Source organism: Propioniciclava soli, assembly GCF_038502305.1.
Classification (GTDB): Bacteria; Actinomycetota; Actinomycetes; order Propionibacteriales; family Propionibacteriaceae; genus Propioniciclava; species Propioniciclava soli.
On record NZ_CP115965.1, the window covers coordinates 3616184 to 3627055 of the forward strand.

Sequence of the window (10872 nt, forward strand, 5' to 3'; positions counted from 1 at the left end):
GACAGGCATGCTGTCTGAGCGGAAGCCGTCCACGTCCCGCAGGTTCACTGCCCTGGCCGCAGCATCGGCCCTCGTGGCCACCGGAACCCTGTTGTCACCCACCAGCCAGCCGGACGCCCACGCAGCGGACACCAGCATCCGCATCAACGAGATCGTCACCAACGATCCCGTCCTGGCCGACGCGATCGAGCTGACGAACACCGGCACACAGGCCGTCAACGTCTCCGGATGGATCATCAAGGACGGCGACGACACGCGCACCGACGCCCTGCCCGAGGGCACGCTGATCGGTGCCGGGGAGTATCTCGTCCTGAGGCAGGACGGCACCCCGGGGTTCACCTTTGGGTTGGGCAACGGCGACGCCGCTCGGCTCTACCTCCCCGATGGCACCACGCTGGTGGACGGGCACACGTTCGCCTCCCACGCGCAGCCCAGCTGGTCGCGCTGCCCCGACGGCACCGGCGACTTCCTGCAGGCCAACAGCGTCACCCTCGGGGGCCCCAACGACTGCGACGTGGAGCAGGTCGGCCCGCACAACCTGGTGCTGAACGAGGTCGACTCCGGCCCGCTCGACGGGGTGGAGTTCTTCAACACCGGCACCCAGCCCCTCGACATCGGCGGTTACGTCCTCACCGACAACGCGCCGAACGACGCGACGCACCGCTACGCCTTCCCGTCCGGCACCCTCGTCCCGGCACGGGGTTACCTCGTCGTGGACGGCGGCACGTTCACCTTCGGTCTCGGCGGCGCAGATTCCGTGCACCTCTTCGCCCCCGGCGAGACGGCCTTCGATCCGGCCAGCGCGCTCCAGTCGTTCAGCTGGACGGCGCACCCCGCCATCGGTGGCGACGAGGCCGTCGCCGGCTTCTCCCGCTGCCCGAACGTCACCGGTGAGGAGTGGGTCGTCACGTACACCACCTCCGGTGGCTTCAACGACTGCCCCGGCGGCATCGTCATCAACGAGGTCGAGTCCGACGGCGATTCCACCGACTGGGTGGAGGTGGTGAACTCCTCTGACGCACCCATCGACCTCTCTGGCTGGACGGTCATGGACGACGACCCCTTCGGCCACGCGGGCCAGACCGCACCGCTGCCGTCCGGCACCGTGCTCGGGGCAGGTGAGTACTTCGTCTTCGACCAGGGCACCCACTTCTCGTTCGGTCTCGGCGCCAACGACGTGGCGAGCGTCCGGGACGCCGACGGGACGGTCGTGGCCGAATCCGCCTGGGCGGCCCACGCCGCCGTCTCGATCGGCCGCTGCCCCGGCACCACCGGCCCGATGGTCGACCAGATCGCTTCCACGAAGGGCCTCTCGAACGCGTGCGACGGCGTCATCCCGGAGGATCCCGAGCCCGAGACGCCGATCAACACGATCACCTGGCCCGGCTCGCCGGACGTGACCGTCCTCGACACCACCGCCACTTTCCTGGCCGACTCCTCCGGCCTCGACGTCGAGCAGACCGAGGACGGCTCGGTGCTGTGGGGCGTCGACAACGATGCCGGCACGATCTTCAAGTCCCACGTGGCCGCCGACGGTTCCTTCACGCTGGCCCGGGGCTGGGAGGACGGTAGGAACGTCCGCTTCCAGACCGACACCGGCCCGGAAGGGCCGGACGCCGAGGGCATCACGGTGTCGGGCGACGGGTCCCTGTACGTGGCCGTCGAGCGCGACAACAACGCCAAGGGCGTGAACCTCAACAAGGTCCTGAAGGTCGACCCGGACGCCGCGGGGGCGACGATCGTCGCGTCCCAGGAGTGGGATCTCACCGCCGACCTGCCGGCCGTCTCCGCCAACACCGGCCTCGAGGCCGTCGAGTGGGTGGCGGACGCCGACCTGGCCGGCGTCCTGTGGGACGACGCGCTCGGCAAGCCGTACGAGCCGGCCGATCACCCCGGCCACGGTGACGGCCTGTTCTTCGTGGCGCTCGAGGCCAACGGCCACGTGTACGGCTACGCGCTGAACGCCGACGGCACGTTCGCCCGGGTGAGCGAGACGGTCCCCTATCTGGGCGGCGTCATGGCGCTCGACTGGGACACCGACCTCGGCGTGCTGTGGGCCGTGTGCGACAACGGCTGCAACGGTCTGGCGACGCAGATCACGTTCAACGGCACGGACGCCCCCGGTCTCGTCCACGTCGAGCGGCCGGCGTCCATGCCTAACCTCAACAACGAGGGCTTCGCCACCGCGACGGCCGACCTCTGCACCGACGGCGTCCGCCCCGCGTGGTGGTTCGCCGACGGCGAGCAGCCGGGTGCGCTGCGGACGGGGACACTGCCCTGCGCGGACGCCGTGCCGCCGTTCAGCGATGTGCCGGTCGGGACGGAGCACTTCGACGCGATCGCGTGGATGAAGAACGCCGGCCTCACCACCGGCTGGCCCGACGGCACCTTCCGGCCCACCACCGCGGTCAACCGGGACGCCATGGCCGCCTTCCTGTACCGAGCGGCCGGCTCACCATCCGTGGCGGGGCTGACCGAACCATTTGCCGATGTAACCCCCACAACCGAGCACTACGCCGCGATCGTGTGGGCCGCCAACGAGGGCGTCACCACCGGCTGGCCCGACGGGACGTTCCGACCCACCGCGCCCATCGACCGGAACGCGATGATGGCGTTCCTCTACCGCTACTCCGGCTCGCCGGACCACACCCCGCCGACGGTGTCGCCGTTCAGCGATCTGGCACCCACCGATCCGTTCTACGCTGAGATCACCTGGGCCCACGAGCACGACATCACCACCGGCTGGCCCGACGGGACCTTCCGGCCCTACGCCCACACCCACCGCGACGCCATGGCCGCGTTCTTCCAACGCTTCACCCAGGACAACGGCTACAGCCACAACAGCGAAGCCAACCGCTGACGGGTCACCGACACCCTCCCCGAGAATCTGAAGCACGAGCATGGGCTGGCCCCGCAGCCCTGTCCGGTGCACGCTGGAAGTTGATGCAGGGTGGGGACACCGAATTGAACTCATCAACTTCCGCCTCGAAGCTGGTCTGAGAGCCAGAATCCGTCGGGGGCGGTTGAACGGAGCAGAGTATCGAGCCACGCTGGCAACCATGACCATCGCCAAGATCAACGCCATCACCGTCCCGGCCGACAGCGGAGACGAACTCGCCCACAGGTTCGCCCAGCGCGCCGGAGCGGTCGACGGCCAAGACGGGTTCGAGGGCTTCGAGCTCCTCAAGCCGCTGGACGCCGACCGTCACGTCTGGCTCGTCCTCACCCGCTGGCGCGACGAGGAGTCGTTCCAGGCCTGGATGAACTCCTCGAACTTCCGCGGCGCCCACGGTGGACGCGACACCGAGCTGTCCCGACAGCACGGTCAGGGCTCCCCGGCGGCGGAGTCGAACCCCACCGCGTTCGTTGAGCACCCGACCGCGTCCCCCACCCCACGCCCCGTCGGTCTCACCGCCGAGCTGTGGAGCTACGAGGTGGTGGACCTCGGCTGAGGCCCGCGCCTCAGCGGTTGGCCTCGCTGTTGTGGGAGAAGCCGTTGTCCTGGGTGAAGCGTTGGAAGAACGCGGCCGTGGCGTCGCGGTGGGTGTGGGCGTAGGGCCGGAAGGTCCCGTCCGCCCAGCCGTTCGTCAGTCCGGCGTTCTCCGACGTGTCTTCAGCACGTGCGCTTGGGCACTACCTGGGGAGTGCTTGATCGAGGTGTGGCCGATCACGAGTAGAGACCCCTCAGAAGGCCAAGGACACGCTCTCCCCGTGCCACCGCCGCAGCACGTCACTCGTCGTCGGTCGCCTCCAGCATCTCGCGCAACGCTGGCGACTCGACCTCGACCTTGATCATTCGGTCCAACCCCGCCAACATCACCTGAGCCCCGTTCGGCAGTACCCAGTCATCGCTCTTCACCCCGCGATGGGAGTGTTGCTTCGGTCGGCCCCACAGTGCCGTGAACGCCGCCTCATAGGCCGCGAACGCCGCCCACGACCGCTCCGCCACCTCCCCTTCGGTTCCCCTCGGCGCCAATGTCGACAGCCGGAAGGCCACCTCGGCCAGCAGCCCATGGTCAACGCCCAGGCTCCCGTCATGGGAATCGAGTCCGAAATCGGTGGTGAACGCGCGGGCGTCCTCTGACGACTCCGACCACCCGAGCCGATTCCTCATCGCTGCGGCCTGCTCGCTGGTGACAGGCCAGTCCATCTCGGCCCACGCACGCACAGCGCGGACTCCGGCGTCGATGGGCACCGTGCGAAACTCGACCATGAGGTCTCCTCTACTTGGCCGCGAGCCTAGTGTCGATGGCTGACTGGAGGGCGCTCAGGACCTGTTCGGTGAGCGTGAACGGCTCTTCGGTCCTGGTTTTGGCGCTCTTGGTGGTGATCACGCGGATGTTTCACTCGACCTGCCCCGTCTTCACCTGCTGCCACAAGTCTGTCCAGCAAGGACATCTGCGGGGCGAGCGCGTAGGCGTCCGTGTCGCGCAGATACTCGGACCCGTACTGGAAGCTGCTCGTGAGCGTCCGCCCCACGGTGACATGGAGCGTCCCTGCCGCGATGGTTCGGCCACCGACATCGACCGCGACCTCGATGCGTTCACTCATCGGCGGACGAGCTTGGGTAGGGCCAGCTCGGCGCGGGCGCGGCCGAGATCGGTCTCGAAGGGGTCGGTGGCTTGGACGACGGCATCACGGATTCCCAGTGCGTTGGCGACGTTGAGGAACGTCGCGAGACCGACGCCGGTGTCCCCGTTCTCCAGGCGACTGAGGGTGGAGACGGAGATGCCCGCGTGCTCGGCGATCACCGACGCAGGTAGGCCCAGCAGGCGGCGCCAAGCAGCGAGGTTGGCACCGAGGCTGTCGCCGGCGCGCTTGGTGGCGAACGGAGTGGGGCGCTTGACCATGGTGGACCTTCACATCTCGTATCCGCGGTGTTTACCGGCTTACGTGTCACTTCGCGCTGCTGACCCCTGCCCCCACCGGTCGCTCAGGTACGCAAGCCTGCGCGCCACAGCGTCGTGCGTAGCGACGTGGTGGCTTCGTAGTGAACACAGGAACCGGGCTCAGCGCCACCCCAGCTCGGGAGCGACGTGGGTCAGCAAAGACTCGATCACGTGCGCGCAGTAGTCGACGCCCAACTGGTTGGGAACCGTCAACAGCAGGGTGTCCGCGGCGGCGATCGCAGTGTCCTGCGCCAGCGCGGCCGCGAGGCGATCAGGCTCGTCCGCGTACGTCTTGCCGAAGCGAGCGAGGCCGCCCTCGAGGCGTCCCACCTGGTCCTGGCTCCGCGATTCCAATCCGAAATACGCCCGATCGGTCTCGTTGACGATCGGGAAGATGCTCCGGCTTACCGACACGCGCGGCGTCCTAGTGTGACCCGCCGCGGCCCACGCGTCGCGGAACCGCTGGATCTGCTCGGCCTGCAGCTCGTGGAACGGCACGCCGGTGTCCTCGGTGAGCAGGGTCGAACTCATCAGATTCATGCCCTGCTCCGCCGCCCACTCGGCGGTGGCGCGCGAGCCGGCACCCCACCAGATGCGGTCGCGCAGGCCGGGCGAGTGCGGTTCGATGCGCAGCAGCCCGGGCGGGTTGGGGAACATCGGCCGCGGGTTCGGCTCGGCGAACCCCTCGCCCTTGAGCACGTCGAGCAGCACCTGGGTGTGCTCGCGGGCCATGCGGGCGTGGTCGCCGTCCTCGGGCGTGTGCCCGAAGTACGAGTACCCGTCAACAACCTGCTCGGGCGAACCACGGCTCACCCCGAGCTGGAGGCGTCCGCCGGCGATCAGGTCGGCCGCGCCGGCGTCCTCGGCCATGTAGAGCGGGTTCTCGTAGCGCATGTCGATCACGCCGGTGCCGATCTCGATGCGGCTCGTCTTCGCACCGATCGCCGCCAGCAGCGGGAATGGCGAGGCCAGCTGCCGTGCGAAGTGGTGGACGCGGAAGTACGCCCCGTCCGCGCCGATCTCCTCGGCCGCGACGGCCAGGTCGATCGACTGGAGCAGCACGTCGGACGCCGATCGCGCCGCCGAGTGCGGCGAGGGCGACCAGTGCCCGAACGACAGGAAGCCGATGTTCTTCATGCGCCCTCAGCACCCACGCTGCCGCCGATATTCCATGGAGTATCCGCGCCTCGCCGCGTCGGTTAGCGTGGGGTCGTGCCGACCTACACCCACGACGGACTGACCTTCGACTACACGGACGCCGGGGCCGGCGAGCCGGTCGTGCTGCTGCACGGCTTCCCCGAGGACGCCCAGAGCTGGCAGCGCGTCGCGCCGTTGCTCCACGATGCCGGACTGCGCACGCTCGCGCCCGAGCAGCGCGGTTACTCCCCCGGGGCCAAGCCGAAACGTCGTGGCGACTACACCCTCGACAAGCTCTCCGGCGATGTGCTGGCCCTGTTGGACGCCGCCGGCATCGAGCGCGCCCACGTCGTCGGGCACGACTGGGGCGGCGGCGTCGCCTGGGATCTCGCCACCCGCCACCCGCAGCGGGTCGCGTCCCTGGTGGTGCTGGCCACGCCGCACCCCTCGGCCGCGATGTGGGCGATTCCTCGCTCGAAGCAGGCGCTACGGAGTTGGTACATGGGGTTCTTCCAGCTCCCCTGGCTGCCGGAGCGAGCCGGTGCCCGGGTGATCGAGCGGATGCTCACCTCGTCGGGCCTGAATGCCGAGGACGCCCGCCGGTACGCCGAGCGCTACGCCGACCCGGCCCGCCTGACCGGGCCGATGAACTGGTACCGGGCGATCCCCCTCTCGCAGCCCGCCACCGACCTGACCGTCCGCGTCCCCACCACCTACGTGTGGGGCAACGGAGACCCCTACCTGGACCGCGTCGCCGCAGAGAAGACCCGCGACTTCGTCGCCGCTGACTACCGGTTCGTCGAGTTGGACGCCACCCACTGGCTGCCCCAAGACGAACCGGACGCCGTCGCCACCGCGATCATCGAGCGCGTGATGTCCTGAGGTCCGACCCGTCGGGCGACGAGGGCACGCCGCCGACGCGCAGGATCTTGGCCAGCGTCTCGTCGGCGGACTGGCCGGTGGTGTCGAACCTCCAGACGCGATCGCCGAAGCCGGCCTACATGGCCCCGACGAGTTCGACGTAGCTGACGAACGCAAAGGCTCGTCCCGGTGAAATTGCACTCTCAAACTGGCTCTTCATACCTGCGGTGGGTCCAGGGTGAGTCCGCCGCCGACGAGGAGCATGCGTAGCCGGTAGTTCTCTCGGTTCCGGAAGCCTCTGGCGATGCGACGATGGAGCTCGATGAGCCCGTTCACGGCCTCGGTCCCGCCGTTGCTGGCGCGGCCGGTTTCGAAGTAGGCCAGGAAGGCGTCTTTCCACTGTTTGAAGGTACGACCGAGGCGGGCGATCTCGGGGATCGGGCACGTGGGGAAGGTAGCGACGACTTGCTCGGCGAGCTCACGTCCTCGAGCAGGGTCGGGGTGGGCGTAGGCGGCGCGAACCCGTTGGGCGCACTGCCAGGCGATGTGGACGGCGTCGTGGCGTTCATCGGCGGCGATCGCCGCCGCGAGGCGGGCATGTTGTTTGTCGGTGAGCCGCTCGGCCGCGCAGCGCAGGATGTTCCGGATCCCGTAGAGCGGGTCGCCGGAGCGGCCGCGGTGGCCGTGGATCTCCTGCTGCACCCGGCGACGGACCTCGTCGACCGCCCGCCCGGCCAACGCCACGACGTGGAAGGCATCCAACACGGCGGTGGCGTCGGCGAGCTTGTCATCGATCGCGTTCTTGTAGCCACGGAACGGATCCAACGTGGCGACTTCCACCCGTTGCTTGAACGTCTTGCCGCGTTGGTCGAGCCACGTCTTGTACACCGTCCCGGACCGGCCCGGCACCAGGTCGAGCAGCCGCGCTCGGACGCGTCCGTCCTTGTCACGAGTTAGGTCGACCATGCCGGTGAGCTCCTTGGGGCCGCGCTTGCGGGGGCTCACGTGATGCCACAGGTGCTCATCCACCCCGAGGGTGGTAACCCCGGTGAAGCGGGACTCGTCGGCGGCGGCGCGGGCGAGGATCGGCTCGATGCTGGTCCACACGGTCCGCCACGTGGTGGCCAACTGCCGAGCCAGTCCGGCGATGCTGGCGTGCTCGCGTCGGACTTGTTCGGTCGCCCAGCGGCACGCCCGGGTGGTCAGCATCGCCCGCGGGTTGGCGATACCGGTGTCCTGCTCGGTGAACGCCCCTACCGGACAGGACGGCTCGGGACACGTCCACGTGCGTTTGCGCCAACGCACGCGTGTCGGGGCGCCGAAGCAGGGGATGTCGACCAAGGTGACCGTCCGTCGGCCATGGCTGCGGGCCACCACCCCGCAGGTCGGGCAGCCCATCACCGCTGGTGGGGACTCGACCTCAACCACCAGCCCGGCAGGTCGTCGGTCCACATCGATGACGTGCACGCCGGGCAGGCCGACGAGACGGTCACAGTTGTCGCAGTAGGCGTCATCATGGGGGCAGCGCGCAGCACACGCCGTAGGCTCAGACACAGTCGGGGTCCTCGGTGGAAAGAAGCTTGGTAACTCCTGATCCTGAGGGCCCCGACCCCTACCTCAGCAGACCAGCCTCACTCGGCGTGTCGTCCCCCACCCACCGCAGGTACGAAGAGCCCTCAAACTTGCATGCCCTCAAAGATCTAGCCCGCACGATCCCACGGGCTCGCACCTGTCAGAGCACACCAAAGTAGCGTCCCAGATACTTGCGGAGTCCCGGATCGACAACGTGCAAAAAGGTGCCCCTGATCCCGCGTGTCATCAAGACGAAGTAAACATTGGTGATGTAGCGAAAGAGCATCTCATCTGTGGTGACCTGCCCTGCCATGGTATTGTTTCGCTTTCCGGCCTTATCGAAGTAGTTGCGTCGATCGATGAACAACTCCTCCGTCTCAAGGTCGTATCGAAGGTCGGGCCCGATAATAACCCCTGCATAGTTGAGGTCGTACCCCTGCACGGTGTGTATCGAACCAGACTCGTCGAGTGCCGTCGGCGAGTTGACCAAATCAACCGAACGTGTGTTCCACCGCAGCTTCGTCTCCCCCAGTTCAATGTCATACCGCGTCGGGTCCTTGGCGCTGACCCACTGCCAGGCATAGCCGGCGACGACACGCGAGAGGCCGTGCTCCGAGTCCTTTTCCCTGATCGTAGCCACCAAATCTGCAGGGCTGTCCACGATCCCCACCTCATAAGGTCGGAAGTCAAGGCGCTCTGCGGGTGGCACTCGGCTGAGTACCGCCTGAACGTAGTCAATGTAGTCTTCGCCTGCTTCACTGCGCATCTGCGTGCGAAGGCGGTACTGCGATCGCCCCAAGCGCGTGGCCTCTTGAAAAGCGACACCAATCTGCTCCTGCGACAGGTCCGCTGGCCGAACGCTCTGATCTTGGTCAAGCATCAGGATGAGGTGCTTGGTCTTCACGCGCAACCAATCGAGTTGCGAGGCTTGCGGCTGCAATCCCGCGAAGAGGCGCGAGTTGACGTCCCTGAAGCGTTTGGTCAACGATCCGTGCGACTGGGCCGCGAACTGTGTCAACCGATGCGCCTCGTCGACGATCAACACGTCAAATTGGTCCGCAGAGTCGGCGACGTCGAATGCTGTGACGACCATGCTCCGGCTCAAACCCGGGGTCTTGTCGAAGACACGTCGGATGGACATCCGCAAGGCCTGCTGCGGCACAACGAGCCCAATCTTCAATCCTTGGAACCGCTCACGGTAGCCCTCGACGAAGAAATCTGAGAAGAGCGTGTCCCGGTCCACCCCATCACCGCCGCGGTGTTGGCCAATGTCCGCGATGAGCTTCATCAAGTAGATGGCTATGACAGTTTTGCCCGTCCCAGGGGCGCCCTGCACAAAGGAGACGCTGGTGGAGTCGTCATCGCCGCCCAAGTCCGCAGCAAGCCCCTCCATAATATCGTCGACCGCAACCGCTTGATCAGTGTTGAGCGCTTTGAACGGCGACAGCTTGAACAGCTCAGAGTTGATAATCTCTGGAATCGTTCGTTGAAACAGCCCTTCCTCGCGCAGTTCCTCGAAGACCTCGTCGAAGACCTCGCGGTAGCGGCGCCTGTCAAAGTAGTTCGCATCCACGACACCATCAACTCGGTTCAACACTTCGAGCGAGCCATCACCCGCCGCGTATCGAATGAGATGGGACTCCAGGTCGAGACAGGCGGACTTGTTGAAGGTCTCGTCGAGGACCACCCTGACTGTCGTGAGTTGCCGCTTCTCTTCGGAGGCGAGGTGGTCCGCCATCCGCTTCAGGAAATTTACAGACTCCCCAAAGTAGACGCTTCCCCGAGCGGGCTGCTCAGCCGGTCGGTCAAGAACGTACACGACGGGCCAGTTCCTCATCGCCTCAATATCGTGCAGTGTCCTCAGTTCGTCCCGGTCGAACCCGTAGCGTCGGATCTCAAAGCTGGTCATACTTCGCTGCCCGTCCTCGCGCTTTGTCAGCAGGATACTTGCGCTCGGTGAGGGCCAACTTCTCCAGGATCAGTCGTCCTGGGTCAAGGTCCAACCGGTCCGCCAGATAGAAGCTGTAGGTGAGGACGTCGGCCAACTCCTCCTGCACCCGGTCCACATCGAAGCTCTCCTCGGTCCACTGGAAGCACTCCAAAAGCTCACCAGCCTCAATGACGATGCTCTTGGCGAGGTTGCCCTCCGCGTGGAACTGCGCCCAATCCCTCCGCTCACGGAACTCCCGTAGGGCGAGCATCAGGTCCGCAGTGTCCATGAGGGGAGGGTACTGGAGTTCGAGCAGGGGGAAGCCTGACCACCCAGTCATCGTCGGCGCGGTGGCTTGCGCAGCTCACCCGTGCACTTGCCGCGTACGGGCCCTCGCGGCAGGTCGTGGAGGGGAGTGTCCCCCCGCCAGGCTTCAATCTGGTTAGTATTCATCGACCAACGGGGATGGAGAGAACCACCACC

9 protein-coding genes are annotated in these 10872 nt (G+C 66.9%); 3 read left to right on the top strand and 6 right to left on the bottom strand.

The genetic code is table 11. The features are described 5' to 3' along the window. The first annotated feature begins 7 nt into the window (after positions 1 to 7). A complete protein-coding gene (locus PCC79_RS16375) occupies positions 8 to 2860 on the top strand; it encodes a lamin tail domain-containing protein (RefSeq protein ID WP_342372482.1) in 2853 nt (950 codons plus the stop codon). 199 nt (positions 2861 to 3059) lie between these two features. Continuing rightward, the gene (locus PCC79_RS16380) at positions 3060 to 3452 is read left to right on the top strand and encodes an antibiotic biosynthesis monooxygenase (RefSeq protein ID WP_342372483.1); all 393 of its coding nucleotides are present in this window, start codon (positions 3060 to 3062) and stop codon (positions 3450 to 3452) included. Positions 3453 to 3730: 278 nt separating this feature from the next. Here the strand turns inward: PCC79_RS16380 and PCC79_RS16385 are convergent, their stop codons facing one another. From PCC79_RS16385 to PCC79_RS16395, 3 genes are all read right to left on the bottom strand, one after another. Then, positions 3731 to 4195, bottom strand: a complete 465-nt coding sequence (locus PCC79_RS16385) for a DUF6301 family protein (protein ID WP_232547013.1) — start codon at positions 4193 to 4195, stop codon at positions 3731 to 3733. A gap of 352 nt (positions 4196 to 4547) precedes the next feature. Next, a complete protein-coding gene (locus PCC79_RS16390; RefSeq protein WP_342372484.1) occupies positions 4548 to 4850 on the bottom strand; it encodes a helix-turn-helix transcriptional regulator in 303 nt (100 codons plus the stop codon). Between the two features lie 159 nt (positions 4851 to 5009). Further along, positions 5010 to 6026 (bottom strand): LLM class flavin-dependent oxidoreductase, encoded by a 1017-nt coding sequence (locus PCC79_RS16395; protein ID WP_342372485.1) that lies wholly within the window; start codon positions 6024 to 6026, stop codon positions 5010 to 5012. Positions 6027 to 6101: 75 nt separating this feature from the next. Between PCC79_RS16395 and PCC79_RS16400 the strand changes: the two genes are divergently transcribed. Further along, entirely contained in the window at positions 6102 to 6908 is an 807-nt protein-coding gene (locus PCC79_RS16400) for an alpha/beta fold hydrolase (RefSeq protein ID WP_342372486.1), read from the top strand. A 195-nt stretch (positions 6909 to 7103) separates the two neighbouring features. On the opposite strand, the gene PCC79_RS16405 is transcribed toward PCC79_RS16400, so the two are convergent. The 3 genes from PCC79_RS16405 to PCC79_RS16415 all read right to left on the bottom strand — a co-directional run bounded on the left by PCC79_RS16405 (position 7104) and on the right by PCC79_RS16415 (position 10678). After that, entirely contained in the window at positions 7104 to 8441 is a 1338-nt protein-coding gene (locus PCC79_RS16405) for an ISL3 family transposase (protein ID WP_342372487.1), read from the bottom strand. 178 nt (positions 8442 to 8619) lie between these two features. After that, positions 8620 to 10368: a DNA/RNA helicase domain-containing protein gene (locus PCC79_RS16410; RefSeq protein WP_342372488.1), complete on the bottom strand. Its 1749-nt coding sequence runs from the start codon at positions 10366 to 10368 to the stop codon at positions 8620 to 8622. Then, positions 10355 to 10678 (bottom strand): nucleotide pyrophosphohydrolase, encoded by a 324-nt coding sequence (locus PCC79_RS16415; protein ID WP_342372489.1) that lies wholly within the window; start codon positions 10676 to 10678, stop codon positions 10355 to 10357. The genes PCC79_RS16410 and PCC79_RS16415 overlap by 14 nt, the downstream gene beginning before the upstream one ends. Positions 10679 to 10872 lie beyond the last annotated feature (194 nt).

Bases quoted from the DNA above. Each gene is read 5' to 3' on its own strand.
- PCC79_RS16375 (WP_342372482.1), top strand. From the start codon at position 8: ATGCTGTCTGAGCGGAAGCCGTCCACGTCCCGCAGGTTCACTGCCCTG.
- PCC79_RS16380 (WP_342372483.1), top strand. From the start codon at position 3,060: ATGACCATCGCCAAGATCAACGCCATCACCGTCCCGGCCGACAGCGGA.
- PCC79_RS16390 (WP_342372484.1), bottom strand. From the start codon at position 4,850: ATGGTCAAGCGCCCCACTCCGTTCGCCACCAAGCGCGCCGGCGACAGC.
- PCC79_RS16395 (WP_342372485.1), bottom strand. From the start codon at position 6,026: ATGAAGAACATCGGCTTCCTGTCGTTCGGGCACTGGTCGCCCTCGCCG.
- PCC79_RS16410 (WP_342372488.1), bottom strand. From the start codon at position 10,368: ATGACCAGCTTTGAGATCCGACGCTACGGGTTCGACCGGGACGAACTG.
- PCC79_RS16415 (WP_342372489.1), bottom strand. From the start codon at position 10,678: ATGGACACTGCGGACCTGATGCTCGCCCTACGGGAGTTCCGTGAGCGG.